The 16720-nt window shown below is 63.2% G+C and carries 9 protein-coding genes; 3 read left to right on the top strand and 6 right to left on the bottom strand.

Going from position 1 to position 16720, the window contains the following annotated elements; translation table 11 throughout:
* Nucleotides 1-57: 57 nt before the first annotated feature.
* Nucleotides 58-5784, bottom strand: coding sequence for an alpha/beta fold hydrolase (locus JVX98_RS30710; RefSeq protein WP_205239617.1), 5727 nt, complete (start codon nt 5782-5784; stop codon nt 58-60).
* Nucleotides 5785-6129: 345 nt separating this feature from the next.
* On the opposite strand from JVX98_RS30710, the gene JVX98_RS30705 reads away from it, so the two are divergent.
* Nucleotides 6130-10140 carry an AAA family ATPase gene (locus JVX98_RS30705; protein WP_205239616.1) on the top strand — a complete coding sequence of 1337 codons (4011 nt, stop codon included), beginning with the start codon at nt 6130-6132 and terminating at the stop codon, nt 10138-10140.
* Here JVX98_RS30705 and JVX98_RS30700 read toward each other — a convergent pair whose 3' ends face one another.
* From JVX98_RS30700 to JVX98_RS30685, 4 genes are all read right to left on the bottom strand, one after another.
* Nucleotides 10141-10641: an NUDIX hydrolase gene (locus JVX98_RS30700; protein WP_205239615.1), complete on the bottom strand. Its 501-nt coding sequence runs from the start codon at nt 10639-10641 to the stop codon at nt 10141-10143.
* A gap of 204 nt (nt 10642-10845) precedes the next feature.
* Nucleotides 10846-11799 (bottom strand): substrate-binding domain-containing protein, encoded by a 954-nt coding sequence (locus tag JVX98_RS30695; RefSeq protein WP_043612049.1) that lies wholly within the window; start codon nt 11797-11799, stop codon nt 10846-10848.
* Nucleotides 11800-11862: 63 nt separating this feature from the next.
* Nucleotides 11863-12873: an ABC transporter permease gene (locus JVX98_RS30690; protein WP_043612051.1), complete on the bottom strand. Its 1011-nt coding sequence runs from the start codon at nt 12871-12873 to the stop codon at nt 11863-11865.
* Nucleotides 12874-12946: 73 nt separating this feature from the next.
* A complete protein-coding gene (locus tag JVX98_RS30685; RefSeq protein WP_205239614.1) occupies nt 12947-14473 on the bottom strand; it encodes a sugar ABC transporter ATP-binding protein in 1527 nt (508 codons plus the stop codon).
* A gap of 162 nt (nt 14474-14635) precedes the next feature.
* On the opposite strand from JVX98_RS30685, the gene JVX98_RS30680 reads away from it, so the two are divergent.
* Both JVX98_RS30680 and JVX98_RS30675 read left to right on the top strand, forming a co-directional pair.
* Nucleotides 14636-15658, top strand: coding sequence for a LacI family DNA-binding transcriptional regulator (locus JVX98_RS30680; protein WP_043612055.1), 1023 nt, complete (start codon nt 14636-14638; stop codon nt 15656-15658).
* Nucleotides 15659-15796: 138 nt separating this feature from the next.
* Complete coding sequence (locus tag JVX98_RS30675; RefSeq protein ID WP_043612058.1) at nt 15797-16096, top strand: PRC-barrel domain-containing protein; 300 nt, start codon at nt 15797-15799, stop codon at nt 16094-16096.
* 157 nt (nt 16097-16253) lie between these two features.
* On the opposite strand, the gene JVX98_RS30670 is transcribed toward JVX98_RS30675, so the two are convergent.
* Nucleotides 16254-16646, bottom strand: a complete 393-nt coding sequence (locus tag JVX98_RS30670; protein WP_205239613.1) for a helix-turn-helix domain-containing protein — start codon at nt 16644-16646, stop codon at nt 16254-16256.
* Nucleotides 16647-16720: the final 74 nt, after the last annotated feature.

Here is a 16720-nt window from a genome sequence, read left to right as displayed (position 1 = left end):
CCCGCGAAAAGGCGCTCTGAAGGTGCCGATCGCACACCTTTGCACCTGGAGATGCGATCAGAGCGTGAGCGTCTGCACAGTCCCCGCATATTCGCAGTCGAGCTTCCAATCGGCGCCCTCCTGCCGGACGCGCAGGAACGTCGCCCCATCGCCGGGATCGGGCCTCGTCGCATTGACGATGCAACGATAGCGCGTGGCGTTGTAGTCGAACTCGAAGGTCTCCTGTTCGACGATGTCCTCGTCGATGCCGTTTGCAAAGGGATAGGGCGCATACATCGCCGCCGTATGGATCGAATGAACGGTCGTGATCGGTGTCCCGTCCATTTCCGTCAGCTTCGCGGTTGCGATGCAGCCCCGATGCTCATCACCGGAGAGCAACACGACATGCTTGATCTTTCCGGCGGCGATAACCCCAAGCACGTCGCGCAGGCTGTTTGGATACCCGTCCCAGCCGTCGGAGCGCAGCGCGCTCAGATTGTCCGGACTGAGACTTGTGTCCCGTTGAACCGCACGGCGATGACGCGGCAGGAACATCGATGGCGACGCGATGAATTTCGGGCCTGCGGCCGCAAGCCACGCCACAAGCTTGCCCATCGTCTGGCCGACGGCCAGCCCCGGGTCGAACAGGGTCGCGTTGGCAAGCCCGGCGCCGACCTTGCGGTGCGTTCTTTCTGTCCGGGTGTCGAGCAGGAAAAAGTGAAAGCCGTCGTAGTCGAAGGTGTTGTGCTGAACGTTCAGCTTGGTGTCCAGTCCACGCTGGTACTTCTCGAAAGCCGCAAAACCATCCTTCTTCAGCGTTGCATTCGAATCGATATCTTTCGGAGACGCGAGCGGCTCCCAATTGTCGTCAATCTCGTGGTCGTCCAGAAGCATGAACGACGGAATGCGGCGCAACACCTCGCGCACGTTGCGTTCGCGCAGCCACGCCTCGTAAGGCAGCCGATATCGGTCGTCGTTTGTCGCCGGATCATAGAGCCCGGCGGTCGGATCGACATAGACCTGATCGCCGACGAAGAGAGCAAACTTCGGCTGGATCCCCGCCCCTGCCCCGATCCTGTCGGCAACGCGCCCGTAGGAGCGATAGGCAACCTTGCCGTCGATGAAACCGGCCGGGTACTGGCACGAGCCCAGAATGAAGCTGGTACCGGCGGGCGAAGGGAGCGCCGCAGGAACGAGCGGAGAATCATAAGGGATCACGCCGTCCATCAGCCCCCGATCCTGCTCGATCAGGTTTTCCAGCGCCGCATCGCCCATCAGGAAGTTGAGCGTCATCGACGTACTGGCAGACGCCGTTGACTGCGGAACCGCGTCAACCGTCAAATTCGTCGTCGGTGTCATGCCCTTGTAGACAAGGCGGTTCGGCGAGAATTTTGTCACCTTGCCCGGATTGATGTCGGGCAACGGCGCCTTCATCGCATCCGATATTGCGCTCGATATCTGTTCGAAGCGCTCGTAGCGCAAATCTTGCAGCTTCTCTTCCGGGTTCGCGTTCGAATGCCGAAGGGCTGCTCGGTAGACGATACCGTCCTTGGCTAGTGCATAGTATTGGGCTTTTACCGCCCCGGGAGGCGCCAGAGTATCTTCCTCCGCGTAGGCGAGCAGGACGAGCAACGCGTTTCCCGGATAGTTCGGATCATACCCCGGCATTGACGTCGGGAGGGGAGCCTGGAACGCGTCCCAGCGATTGTCGCGCAACTCGGGCGACCAATAGACCATCATGTGGCTGAGGACATAAGGCAGATCCCAGGGCAGGCCATCGGGACGAAGAATATCGTCGCCACTTACCTGAACACGCAGCATGATCACGCCCTCGGTCTGGCGGAGCGCCGGCAGCGAGCCGACGCGAATGACAAGATCTCCGAATTCCTCAGTGATGATCGGCCCGATCCAGGGCGGGTAGGCCGTCATCGTGGTGGCCGCGGCGACCGGCTGCTGCGTTATGTTCTTGTCGAGAAATGCTTCGATCTTCTGCAAGGTCGCGTATCGCGTCGTTCCGATAAGCGCGTCCTGGTGGCCGGCACCCGGGTTGAGATAGGGTTCCAGGTAGACACGCCCCGCATCGTCGAAGACGCGGCGCATGCGGTCGACGGTCGCGGGATCCGTCAGACCGTTGCCCGATCCGTGGACGCTGAAGGTGGGGAATTTCCAATTATCCCGCAGGAGTTCCCGCGACACCAGCCGGTTTTGCCCCCTGTAGTCGGTGAGCATGGCGTTGCGCACGAAATGCACTGTCGTGGAAACCGTATTGAGGCTGAGCGCGCCGAAATGCTCGTTGATGAAGCGCAGCATCTCCGGCTCCATGTTGGCGACGTTGAAGTCGCGTCCATAGAGCGCGTCCATCCGGTGCCGGGTCCTTGTCCACGGCGTCCGCTTCCAGGGCCAGACCGGGTTTTCCACGTCGAATTCCTCGACCGGGTAAGGAAGCGTTGACAGCACGCGGTCCCAAAGGTCGTCGGCGAGCGTCGGTTTATCCGGATTGAAGCTATAGCTGTCAGGCAGGAAGCCGAGAAGGTAGCGCACCGCATAGGCGCGGAAGATGTTGGCGGGCGTAAAGACCACCAGCGGACCGACCTGTGTGAAGGCCACCCGATCGACGAGATCGGTAATCTTGCCCTCCAGCGTGGCGATGCTGAAAACCATCGTGCCCATGCAATGGGCGATGACGTCGAGCTTCGGCGCGCCGGTCTGTGTGGCGATCGTCCGCAGGACCAAGGGCACGTCTTCCTTGCCAATTTCGTCGAAGCTCCAGGCAGCACTTGCGGTCGGGTGCGCCGGGCTGGTCCTGAGGTCGGCGATCCAGACCTCGCGCCCCGTCTTCCAGAAATGGCTCGCGAAGTTGGGATTGACGGCGTGGTGGGCAAAGGTTGTCCCGCCGGCGCTGTATCCGTGGATCATCACCAGCGGCCGCTTCGTCGTGCCGGGATGGGGATAGCGGGTCAGCAGGACTTTCCCGAGAACCGGCGGGCCGCCGAGTTGAGGCTTGGTCGTTCCGACGACGAGCGTCTGTCGCTGCGCTGCGACCGTGCCGCCTCCCTTGATCTTCAACTGCGCCGGCGGGCGGAAATCCACCACGTCGTTCGCCGGGTCCTTGTCCTTGTCGGGCGCACGGAAACTCCAGATATGCATGCCCAAAAGCAGCCGGAGAAAATACCCGAGGAAAGTCAGAAGCGCTCCGATCGCGGCGACGCCGTCGCGCTGTTCCGTGATGCGCACGAGCGGCACGCCGATGCGGGCGAGATAGTCGAGGTCGAGCGTCAGCACGCGGCCGCCGGACGCGGCCTCCAACCCCGGAAATTGCTCCAGCGCGACCTCCATGAGCTGACGCCAGGGATTGGAGCGCCGATCATAGGTGAAGCGCTTGGTGCCGACGATCCGGTCGCCCACAAGGGAGATGCCGCCGGTGATCGGGTCCGGCGTGCCGATCTTCAGATCATAGACAAAGGCGCGGACTTCGCCGGACCGGCTGGCGATGGCAAGACCCGAGCGGACGCGCTCAAGGAAGCCGGGCCCACCATCGCCATCGACGATCGCCTGATAGCTGTCGCGCAGGCCGCGATTGAGGACCCAGGCCTTGCCGGCACGCCAGATCCTGCCGCCGACCCACGTCGACTGGCGTTCGAGGACCCGCAGGCTGCCGGTCAGGGGCGCGGTAAAGGTGGCGATCGCCTCGAGCTTCTGCTCCTTCAGGCCGGCAGGCGCCCATGTCTGATGGAGATTGTCCCACTGATCCGCAGGAAAGATGCGGACCATGCTCCGGGCCAGCGGCGCTGTGGCATCGGTCGCGACCTCAAGCGTTCCATCGCCACCATTGCTTGGCGCGAGATCGGCCAGCGCCTTCGGTTTGAAACGCAGCGTGAGCTCGACAACTCGAGTTTCAACGGCTGTCCCGGCCGCCGAAAACCTGACCCGGCCGGCAAGGCGCTCGATGATCTCGGCATCGGCATCAGGGGCAGATGCGGCGGCATCGGTTTCACGAAACACCGGGCGAACCAAAGCAAGGCCGGGCGCAGCAGGAGCCGGGGCGACATAACCCCAGGCTGCTGCGAGCGTCTCCGAGGCGCGCAGGGCCACTGCCGCAATGGTGAGCGCCGGATTGGTGCCAAGCGCCGTCGGAATGATCGAGCCGTCGAGAATCACAAGACCATTGTGGAAGTCGTTCGGGAACTCCGATTTGAAGACGCGCCCCAGATGGTCGACGACGCCCGTCGCACCGGTGTTGCCCATTACGCAGCCGCCGAGCGGGTGCACGGTCGTAAGCGGACCGCGCTTGTTCTGTAGCAGCCAGTTCAGGCTGGCTGGAAGTAGCTTCCAGACGGGATTGGCGATAATGCGACCGCCCGTATTCTTCGCCAGCCGCGCCAGCGCCTCGACCTCGGTGTCGAAGACCGGCAGGGACGGCAGGTCGTCCCAGCGCATCCGCGCGGTGCCGTCGTTGTCGTCGGAAGCCGAACCATCCAGTTCCATACGCCCGGCGGCACCGTCATCGGCCATGACGGCATAGACAGCGGAATGTTCTATCCTGCCGGTCGGCGCCACATAGGCGTCATCGTCCGGGAAGCCCCGCGTATGCGTCGACCAGTCGATCCGGTCGAGGCCGTGAAGCGTGTTGAGCGTCGCAAAGATCTCGGTAAAGGCAAGGCGCAGGCCGGCTGGAACAGAGAGTTCCTCGATCAGGACGCCGGCCGTCTTTCGAAGATCGAGCACGCCGGTGATGGTGGGACCGATCGCGCGCCTGGAGGGCTGCACGGCCTCGTCCGAGACGGTATTGACTGGATTTGATGTGGCATAATCGGTCACCAGCATGTCGCCATTGGTCGAGCAGTGATTGCCGAAATGCACGGAGAGGCTAAGGCCCTTGGCCTGTGAGCGCTTCAGAATTTCGAACGAGCCGAGCGTGCCCGCCGCCAGCACGACCTTGCCTGCGCGCACCTGCAGCACCTCGCGGTCGCGTCCGCGAAGGGCCGCGTCGGTATAGACGCAATCGACGATCCAGTTGCCGCCGTCCGGCTTGACGCTGAGCACGGTCGCGCCGCTGAAGATTTCCGCCTCGTTGCGCAGCGCCGTCACGAGCAGGTTGACGTCGAGCGAGTTCTTTGCGCCGAAATTGCAGCCTGTCGCACAGTCGCCGCAGCGCACGCATTTGTTAAGCTGGACATTTCCCGAGCTTACCGTGTCGGTCATGGCGACCGTAATCGCCGCCTCGCGGAAACCCGTCGATGCGATGTTGCGGAAGGATTTGTGTTTCTGGGGTATGCCGTCGGGATGCTTCGAGATGGAGTTCGGGACACCGTTTGCGGTGCCACCCAGAAGCTCGCTTGCACGATCATAATACTGCCGCCAGGTCGTCAGGTCCTTGAGGTCATCGGGCCAGCGCGTGTGAAACACGTTCTCGTCGGGAACTTCCATGACGCCGGCATTGATCAGCGAACCGCCACCGACGCCGTTTGCGACCACCGTGACGACCTCCGGGCCGATCCGTACGTCGACCAGCCCCTCCTTGTTGCGATCGCGACGGATATGGCGGGGCAGCTCGGCAAGGCCCGTCGGAAACGAGCCCGGCAGATACTCCTTGCCACGTTCGAGCACCCCGACCTTGACCGGGGCGCCGCCCTTCGTGCGGCCGGCCATAGTGGCGGCAGCAATCGCGCCGCCATAGCCACTGCCGACGATGAGGACGTCGAAGTGGAGTGCGGCCGGCGCCTTTCGAACCCGGTCGACCAGCCTTTCGAACCCCTGGGAAATCCAGGCTGTGTGCGAGGTGTTGTCGAAATCAGCGCCGGCCATGGTCGCCTCCGGGACGTTGGTCTCGGGCACAAGGCGGGTATCCGTAGTTCCAATCGGACATAACGCTCTCCATAAGATGCGTCTGACGCCTGAACTCGGTGTGCGAGCCGCGATGGCTCATGTCTTTCGGTGCCCCCAATAGGAGGCGTCGAGATCCGGGAAGAATGCAAAAATCCGAAGCGTGTGCGGTTTCCGCCAATGCCGATCTATCGAAGTCGGCTAGCCCTCTTAGCGATTGCTAAATAATATGCGAGAGTCAGCAAATCGGCGAGGGATAAATGCACTTCTGCGCGAAAAGAGCCCCTGTTTCGCGCATTTCGTGATCAATCACCGCGCGAAGGAAACATGGAGAAGGTCGCAAAATCGCTCGAAGGGTTTTTGCCGCTGAACCTGCTTGGCCGACTTTACGGCTCTGACGGAGAGCGGCCGGCGGCGGTCGAGTTTCCGGCTGCCGTGATCTTTGTCGACGTGTCGCGCTATACGGCCCTCGTCGAGCAACTGGCGCGACGCGGCAAGGAAGGGCTGGTGCAGATCCCGAAGCTGCTCGGCCTTTCCTATGCGCGCTGTGCCGACCATATCTGCGACCGCGGCGGTGAAGTCCTCCTCTTTGCGGGCGACTCGCTGCTGGGCTATTGGCCCGCCGACGAAACGGGTCTGGCGCGCGCGGTCAAAAATGCGGCCGAGTGCGCCGAGGCTATCTGCAAGGAGAGCCGCGAGCGGCGAGATCCGGGCGCAGGCGAAATCGGACCGACGCTGCATATCGGCATCGGCGCCGGGCAACTCTGGGCGGCTGCCATCGGCGGCCAGCCGGTATGGAACCTTGTCGCCGGGGGCGATGCCGTCGTCCAGGCGGCAAGCGCACAGACACTCGCCCACCGCTGGGAGATCGTTCTGTCGCCAGAGGCGGCAAAGGCGCTGACCGACGGTGACGAAACGCGTGCGCCCGTCGTCGCACCAGCGCACGCGCAGATCGCGCACGAATGGCTCGTCGCGTTCCTTCCGATGCAGCTTCAGGAATTGCTTGGCCCCTCGCCGACGAAGCCGGCAAGAGAACCCCCATCCCCCAAAACCTCGGTCGAAGGCAATCTCCATCGCGATGCGCGGCTCGACACGCTTGCGGAGATCAGGCCGGTGTCCGTCGTTTTCGTGCGGATCATCGGTCTCCAGCACCAGGATGCCCAGGCGCTCGTCCGGCACCAGAACCTCTGCGTCACGCTTCAGGCGATTTCGCACCGCTGCGGCGGCCCGCCGGGCGAGCTGCTCTTCGACGACAAGGGGCTCGTCTATCTCTGTGTTTTCGGGACACGCGGGACGTTTCACCGCGACGACCCGGCCCGCGCCGTGGATGCCGCCCGCGCCATCGGTCGCCACATCGCCGAGATGGGGCTTGCCGTCTCGGTCGGCGTGGCGACGGGCGAGGCCCTGTTTCGCGTGGTCGGCAGCGCGCGCCGTCGGCAGCTGATGGTTCTCGGCACGCCGGTCAATCGCGCCGCGCGCCTCGTCACAACCGTCTCCAATGATGTGCTGTGCGATGCGCCGACCGAAAGGGCAAGCCGGACATCCTTCGATTTCGAGCAACGCGGAACCGTCCAATTGGCGGGCCTGGGCGACGTGGCGCCCGTCTTTCGTCCCCTCGAACCGCGGTCGCGGTCCCCGCCCGCAACAACGCTGATCGGCCGCGAGCGGGAACTCGCCTTCCTGCAGCATGCTTTCGAGGAGACGCGCGGCGGTTCGAGCCGCCTTGTCGTCATCCTGGGCGAACCGGGCATCGGCAAGAGCAGGCTAGCGGCCACCTTTACCGACAATCTTCACGCAGCCGGCGTTGCGATCGCCGTGACGCTGGCCGAACGGGACGACCGGCGAAGCTCGCTTCTGGCCTGGCGGCGCGTCCTTGAAACGCTGTTGGGACTGCCTGCCGAAAGCGATGGCATCGTCCTGCTCGAAAGCATCACCGCGCGCATCCGCACGGCGTCATGGATCGCCGACCGCCTGCCCCTCCTCAACGACCTGCTCGCGATCGAGATCGAGCAGAACGAGGGAACGCGCCACCTGGAGGGCGCCCACCGCGCCGATGCGACCATGCGCCTCCTCGGCGATATCCTCGGCGTCCTGGCGCCTCGCCCGTTCGCCCTCGTGCTCGAAGACAGCCAGTGGCTGGATTCTGCCTCCTGGCGACTGGTCGAATGGGTGCTCGGCTCCGTGCCGTCGCTGCTGCTGGTGCTTTGCGTGCGCTCCGAAGAGGTGCCCGAGGATCTGAAGCAATTGCGCCGACGGGTCGAGGTGGCAGGCGAGACCGGGACCGAGGCGGAGGAGCCGGCCCGACGCTACCGCATCCTCGAACTTGAAGAACTCGACGATGGTACCGTTTGCGAACTCGTATCGCGCACACTTGGCGAGGTGCCGCCGCAACAGGAACTCGCGCGCAGGGTCGCCGCCCTCGCCGGAGGCAACCCCTTCTTTGCCGAGGAGATCGCGCTGACGCTGAAGAGCGAAGGCTTGATCGCCGTGCGCGACGGCCTCTGGCGCTCGATCCGCCCGCTCGAGGACCTGCAGTATTTCGAGGGCGTCGAGCGCGTCATCCGGGAGCGGGTCGATCGCCTCGACTCGATATCGCAGGACGTGATCAAGGCGGCGGCCGTCATTGGGCGCTCGTTCACCTTTGCCGAGTTGGAGGCGTTGCTGAAGGACGAGCTGAACGCAGAAGGGCTCGGCTCCGCCGTCGAAAAGCTGGTCGATGCCCATCTGGTGCGCCGGCTCGGTCAAGCCGGAAGCTACGAGTTCCGCCACGACCAGACGCGCGACGTCGTCTACGGATCGATGCCGGGCGACCTGCGCGGCCGTCTTCACGCATCGCTCGCCCACTGGCTGGAGCGCAGCCGCATCGAGGCGATGGGTGGGGATCTGGCCGTTCTCGTCCAGCATTTCGAGGCGGCGGACAACAAGGAGAAGGTCGTAAAATACGCGGATCTGGCGGCGGACAGAGCGCTGCAGGTCGGCGCCTTCCGGGAGGTCGAGTCCTTTCTCGGCATTTGCATGGCGCACGAGCCGAAGCCGCAGGACTGGACGCCGGAACAGCGGCTGCAGGCGGTTCGCTGGCGGCGCAAGCTGGCCGAGGCGCACTACAGCCGCGGCGACATTCACGCACAGGGCGTTGCCGTGAGGAACGCGCTGAAGGCGGCCGGCCAACCGGTCCCTGTCTCTTCGTCCGCGACCCTGATGCGGCTTGCCGCCCGCAGCCTGCGGCTTGCGGTGCAGCAGATGCTGCCCGAAACGGCGAAGCTTGCCCACCGCGAGGACCGGTTGTCCTGGGAGAGGGAAATGGCGCGTTGCCTGAACCAGGCAGCGCTGGTGGATTACTTCGAGCTGCGCTTCACCCGCGGAATGTGCAATCTCGTCGGCGCGGTCGCGCGCGCGGAACGGACCGGACGGACGATCGAAATGGCGGTTGCCGCCTCGCAGCTCGGCTGCGGCTTCGGGATGATGGGCTGGCGCTCGGGGTGCCGCTATTTCATGGAAAGGGCCGAGCGGATCGCCACTGAACTGGCAGACACCGCGATCCATGCGCATGTCTGCAATCTCGACGCGCTCTGGCAACTCGGGCGCGGCGAATGGGCGGGGGTGGACGCAAGGCTGGAGCAGGGCCAGCAGTTCTGCCTTCGGGCCGGCGATCAATTGCGGTGGTGCAATGCCCAGGGCATGCGCTTCTGGTCCCTCTATTATCGCGGCGAGCAGGCCGCGCTCGAACCGACGACGACCGCCCTGCTCTCTCGCGCCCAGAATGCCGGCAACATCCAGCAGGAAATCTGGGCGTTGCGCTGCAAGGCGTTGTGCGTGCTGCACACGGATCAGCCGCGAGAAGCCGTCGACATTCTCCGACTAATCACCTCGGCAATGCTCGGGTCGGTCGATCTGGCGGCACAAATATCGGCGAAAGGCGCCCTTGCACTGGCGCTCGCGCGCACCGGACGGCATGCGGAGAGCGTCCAGGCGGCCGCTGAAACCTTGCAACTGGTAAAATTGATGCGCCGGCCCTCGTCCCACAGCACGTTGGTCGGCATCTCCGGCGCCGCCGAGGTTTTCCTGCGCGGCCGGGAAGCCGGGCTCGCCCATGCTTACGAGGAATGGCCACGATGGGAGGGCCAGGTGCTGCGCGAACTCAAACGTTATGCCCGAGCTTTCCCGATCGGCGTGCCGCAGCTTGCGCTTTGGTCGGGCGTATCACTCTGGCTGGAGGGCAAGGAGGCGGGCGCGATGTCCGTGTGGAAGGACGGCATGACGGCCGCGCAGCACCTCAGTCTTCGGCGCGACGAGGCCATGATCGCCGCCGAACTGCGCCGCAGGCGGGACCGCACGTGACTAACCGGCGCAACGCGCGAGGTTGTCGTCTCCAAGCTCGCCCAGTCGTTCGGTGAGGAGGGTTCTAAGGCCAGGCTGTCCGACAAGCGACGCCGCAAGGGATGCCGGCACCCACCGCATCGTGCGCGCACCTCTTTCCGGAAAGTCGGGCGCCATCGACGCAACGGCGATCAGGTGAACCTGGACGTGATAAACGGCGGTCTTGCCGACCTTGCTGTAGGTGTAGCCGCCGATTTCGCCGGTCAACGCCGTTCCGATGACGCCAGCCTCTTCGAACGCCTCCCGGACGGCAGCGCCAAGGGTGTCTTCGCCATATTCCAGGTGCCCTTTGGGAATGCCCCAGAGCCCGGTGGTGCGGCCGCAAATGAGCAGCACTTCAAACCGGTCCCCATCCGCTTCCTTGCGAAAGCAGATCGCACCGGCCTGGTCGACGACGACCGGCTCAGCGTCGGAAACGGCAATCACGTCAGATGACAGACGTGACACAGCGGATGTTTGCATCATCGTTCACATATTGAACTGAATGGAGGCCAAGTGAGGGTTAGGCGGCTATGTGACAGTTTTATGACGAGTGAGGGTGAAATTCAACAGGACGCTAATGCAATTAAACGGCCGGAAAGACAGCATTCCGCGAGGCAACATTTTCAGAGTTTGTGAAGCTGATGACGGCCCGCAAATCGCGGGCCGCCTTCGCATGAAGCTTAATCAGAACGGCGAATCCGGGAAGTAGAAGTCCTTCGCATTGTCCTTGGTCACGAGCGTTGCATCGATCGTGTAGACGCCGCGAACCGGAACCTGGCCGTAGAAGTTGGCGACGGTCATTTCGAGTGCCGTGCCGACCATTGCCGGCGGATAGAGCACGTCGACCGGGATCATCTTGTCGCCGTCCATGACCTTCTTGATCATTTCCTTCGAGCCGGCGCCGGCAACGACATACTGGATGTCGGTGCGCTTGGCCTGCTCGATCGCCTGCAGCACGCCGACGGCCATGTCGTCGTCCTGGCACCAGACAACATCGATCTTCGGGTACTTGGTCAGGTAATCCTGCATGACCTTGAAGGCGTCGTCGCGGTTCCAGTTGCCGTACTGGCGGTCGAGAACCTTGACCTTGGAGCCTTCGATGCCCTTGTCGAAGCCGTCCTGGCGCTGCTGGTCGATCGGGATCGGCAGGCCGCGGATGACGACGACTTCCGCTTCCGGCGTCGTAGCCTTGATGTATTCGCCGGCAACCTGGCCAAGCGCCGGGTTGTTGCCGGCAACGTAGAGGTCACGCACCGAGTTGTCGTTGACGCTCGGCGCACGGTCGACGAGAGCGACGAAGGTCCCCTTGCCCTTCACTTCCTTGATGGCGTTGACCAGCGGATCCGGATCGGTCGGCAGGATGACGAGCGCGTCGATCCCCTGCGTCTCCAGATCCTGCACGGCATTGGCTTGGCTTGCCGGATCCGGCGAGGTCTTGACGATCACATTCAGGCCGGGATTGCGCTCCATCAGGATCTTGGCGACCCGTTCGGCATGGAACACCACACCGGCCGTCCAGCCATGGTCGGCAGCCGGGATCGACACGCCGATGGTTACCTTCTTTTCCTCCTGCGCGTGCGACACGCCGGCAAAGGCGGTCATCGCCGCAAGGGTCAGGCCGAATAGCTTCTTGTTCATTAAGTTCCTCCCAAATTTCAGGTCAGCCTGTTCAAGGCCGGGAGACCTGTAGGCCCGGCCGTCTCACGACTTCCGCACCAGCGAGCGCTGGACGAGCATCGCAATGATGATGATCGCGCCCTGGATGGCACCGATCAGGTATTCGCTGATGAAGTTGGAGAGCAGCATGATGTTGCCGACCAACTCGAGGATGAACGCGCCGCAGATCGTACCCCAGACGCGGCCCGCACCGCCTTTGAGCGCCGTGCCGCCGACGACGACGGCGGTGATCGCCTGCAGCTCCCACAGAATGCCTGTCGTCGCCGAAGTCGAGCCGAGGCGCGGCACGTAGAGGAGAACGGCGACCGCCACACAGAGCCCTTGAATGACGAAGGCGATGGTGCGCACGCGATTGACGGAGATGCCCGAGTAGCGGGCAACGTCGCGATTGGAGCCAACGGCAACGACGTGGCGGCCGTAGCGCGTACGGTAGAGGATAAAGGCAGCAACAGCAGTCACCGCAAGGATGACGACGATCGGAACCGGCACGCCGGCGATCGTGCCGAAATAGGCCGGCCGATACATTTCCTGAAGCTCAGGTTCCTTGAGCGTGATGGCGCCGCCCTGCGAGAGCCAGGTCGTCAGCCCGCGATAGATGCCCATGGTGCCGAGTGTGGCGATGAAGGGCTCGATTTTGCCGACGGTCGTGATGAGGCCGTTGGTGAGGCCACAGAGTGCACCAGCGACGATGGCGAAGAGAATTGCCGCCAGGAGCATGAGCACCGGATCGGCGATGACGCCGGAGTTCATGAACAGGATCATCAGGCTGGCGATGAAGGCGACCATGGCGCCAACGGAGAGGTCGAGATCCCCGGATGAAATCACGAAGGTCGCGCCAACCGCGATAATGGCAATGAAGGCGCTTCGGGTCGCGACATTGGCGAGGTTGGTGATGCTGATGAAGTTGGGATTGACCAGCGCGCCGACCAGGAGAAGCAACGCCAGCGCAACGAACGGCGCCACGGCCCTCAGATCGATGTCACGCCAGCTGCGGCGGCGGATGGCTTCCTGGCTGCCTTCCTGGTTCACGCTCATGTCCAATCGAACCTCCCCCATCTGTCGGGATTCTTGTTGTTGTCGTTGCCGGCGGCCGCGCCGCTGACGCGGCTCAAGCCGCCGTCTTTTTCTTCAAACCTGCGGCGTAGCGCATGATCTCCTGTTCGGAGATCTCGTCGCCTTCGAGAATGCCGGCTATATGGCCTTCCCGCATGACCGCGACGCGACTGCAAAGACCGATGATCTCCGGCATCTCGGAGGAGACGACGATGATCGAGCGGCCGTCCCGGGCGAGCGCCGAGATGAAATGATAGATCTGCTGTTTCGTGCCGACGTCGATGCCCCGCGTCGGCTCATCGATGATGATGATGCTGGGGTCGGTTTCCATGACCTTGGCGAGAAGCAGCTTCTGCTGATTGCCGCCGGACATGCGCCCCGCGACGATCCTGTCGTCCCGCACGCGAATGTCGAAACGACGGCGCGCCTTGACCAGGGCTGCCTCTTCGCTGCCGGGGTCGAGATAGCCAAGACGGCTATGACGGCCGAGCGATTGCAGCGTCAGGTTCGCCATCATGCCGGCATTGAGCAGCAGACCCTTGGCCTTGCGGTCCTTGGTCATATAGGCAAGACCGGCCTTATTGGCCGCATGCACGTCGCCGAATGGCACAGGTTCACCGCGAACCAGCACCTCGCCGGCCGTGCGCGCACGCAACCCGACAATCGCCTCCATCAGCTCCGTCCGGCCCGAGCCGATCATGCCGGAAAAGCCAAGGACTTCGCCGCGACGGACATCGAAGCTTGCGTCACGAACATAGCCGGTCGAAATGGCATCGACCCGCAGAACCACCTCTTCGTCGACATCGGGCTCGTTCTTGGCGGGATAGAGGCTCGACAGTTCGCGCCCGACCATCAGCTGGGCAATCGCCTCACCATCGAGAATGGATGTCGGCGACGTCTTGATCCACTGGCCGTCGCGCAGCACCGTCACGCGATCGGTCAGTTCCATCACCTCGTCGAGCTTGTGAGACACGAAGACGAAGCTCGTTCCCTTGTCGCGCAGCTTGCGCACCAATCGGAACAGGAAGTTCGTCTCCTCGCGCGACAGCACAGCCGTCGGCTCGTCCATGAACACGACGCGCGCATCGCGGCTGATGGCCTTGGCGATCTCGACCATCTGCTTCTCAGCGATCGACAGCGACCCGATCATCGCGCTCTCATCGACATGCGAACCAAGGAGATCGAGCACACGACGGGTCTCGGCGCGCATGAACTTGCGGTCGAGCACCCCGAAACGGGTTACCTCGCGGCCGAGAAACAGGCTCTCGGTGACGGTCAGATGTTCGGCCAGATTGAATTCCTGGTGGATGATGACGATGCCGAGCGCTTCGGCCGCGCCATTGGCCGGCAGCTTCGTCGACTTGCCGTCGAGAAGGATCTCTCCCGATGTCGGCTGCTCGAAGCCCGACAGGATCTTCACCAGCGTGGATTTGCCAGCGCCGTTCTCGCCCATGAGCGCATGAATCTCGCCCCGGCGAAGCTCGAAATCGACGCTGAACAGCACCTGCACGCCGCTGAACGACTTGCTGATGCGGCGCGCCGACAGCACGACGGGAGCCCCGTCGACATGCTCCGTGCTCATTATCCCCTCCCTGCGGCCTCCACCGCTATTTCAATGATGTAAACCTTTACACTCGCCGATGTAAAGGTTTACATCATGCTTGCTCGACAATTTTTTTGGCTTCTTCGTTTGACCGTCGGGCGAACCTGTGTAACGTCCACGCAGCAAATCCCGAGGCCAAGCGTGTCCAATTCCCAGCCCGCAACCATTGAAGACGTCGCACGCATCGCCGAGGTGTCGATCGCGACCGTGTCGCGGGCCATCCACATGCCGGAAAAGGTTGCCAAATCGACCCGGCTGAAGGTCAACCAGGCGATCGCGATCACCGGCTACACGCCCAATGCGATGGCGCGCAGCCTGCGGCTCGGCCGCTCGAACATGATCCTCGTGGTCGCGCCCGATATCGGCGATCCGAACTTCTCGAGTATTCTGGTGGGTCTCGAAAACGAAGCGCGCGCCCATGGTTACGGCGTGCTGATCGGCCACACGCAGAACGACGCCCAGCGTGGCCTCGAATATCTGAAATTCTTCAATTCCAACCAGGCCGCGGGCATGATCCTGTTTACGGGTATCCTTCCCTTTGGCCATCAGACGCTGACGGCCCGCCTGCCGCCGACGGTCGGCGTCTTCGAGCCGGTCTTCAACGGCGGCATCCCCTATGTCGGGGTCGATGACGTCGAGGGTGCGCGCAAGGTCGTCGACCTGCTGATTTCCGAAGGGCACCGGCGCATCGCTTTCATCGGCGACTCCAACACCCGCCTCGCCTATGGTCGGCGGCGGCAAGGATATGAAGCCGGGCTTGCGGCAGCCGATATCGCCATCAATCGGCGCCTGATCATGGAAGGCGACGGCACCGTGGAAAGTGGCAGGCTGGCGCTCGAGCAGCTGTTCATGCGCGACGACCTGCCGACCGCCTTCATGTGCGTCAACGACCAGACCGCGCTTGGCGTGACGCTTGGCCTGCGCGCCCGCGGCTACGATATCCCCGACGATTTTTCCGTCACCGGCTTCGATGATGTCCCGCAAGCAAGTTTCATGACGCCTTCGCTGACAACCATACGCCAGCCCCGCACCGCCATCGGCAAGCACGCAATGGCGCTGCTTCTGGAGCTGCTCTCGGACCGCGCAGCCTCCGAAACGGAAATCCTGCTGCGACCCGACCTGGTGATCCGCAACTCCGTCGGCCCGCCGCCGGCACGGCGATGACGCGACATTCCCATCCGCTCTGAAAACGGCTGCCCGCGCTTTCGACGATGATCCACTGCCCCCGCGCCTGTGACGTCGCGATGGAACCGTTTGCGCTCAAATCGGTTCTCCCCGTGTGAAGTCAAAGGAGCAACGAAGATGGATCACACTGGTCACGTACGCCTCGCAGCCACCGAACTGACGCCGGCGATTTTGGAAGGGGCGACCGTTTACGGAGCGGACGACGATAAGGTCGGCACGGTCGACCACATCCACGGCGTCGGTACGGCGAGCACCGTCATCATCGACGTCGGCGGCTTCCTGGGCATCGGCGCAAAACCCGTGGCCGTGCCGCTTGCCGATCTCGATTTCATGCGTGACGAAGACGGCGACGTCCACGCCGTGACGACGTGGACCAAGGATCAACTCAAGGAAATGCCCGAGCATTACGACTCGTAGCTTGGCTCATACACACAGGCCTGGCAGGGAGACCTGAGCTTTCCAGCCTGTGGAGTTGTACAAGGAGTGCGGCGGCGGTCAAATGCATCCCTGGCCGCCGCATACGGCAGGACACTCCATCCCGCAGCGCGGTCTCCGCTGGAACCGACCCACCTCATCACGCAACGATAACAGTCTCATCGTCGGCGGGGATCCGTGAACCGACGTCGCCGCGTCCTTCGCCCTTTGCGGCAAGCCTTGCCTCATGTTCCCTGCCCCACGTCGACAAGAGCGTGACCGCGTCGTTGAGGGTCTTGCCAAACTCCGTCACCGAATACTCGACCCTTTGGACGGCGCCCGGGAAAACCTCGCGGCGAACCAGGCAATCGGCTTCCATTTCGCGAAGTTGCTGCGTCAGCACCTTTTCACTGATCCCCGGGAGGAGCCGTCGCAATTCGCCGAACCGGCGCGGCTCGATGTTGACCTCCCACAATATGAGCGTCTTCCATTTGCCGCCGATGGCATTCAGCGCCGATGCAAAGCCACATTCATCCTGGTGCAACCGTTTCACGCGCCATGCTCCACTTCCGGCTTGCCGCTTACTTTAAAGTGCGTAATTTACAGGCTCCGAAAACCGCTCCTATT

This window comes from Ensifer sp. PDNC004 (assembly GCF_016919405.1).
GTDB lineage: Bacteria > Pseudomonadota > Alphaproteobacteria > Rhizobiales > Rhizobiaceae > Ensifer.
This window is presented reverse-complemented; position numbering and strand designations above follow the sequence as displayed.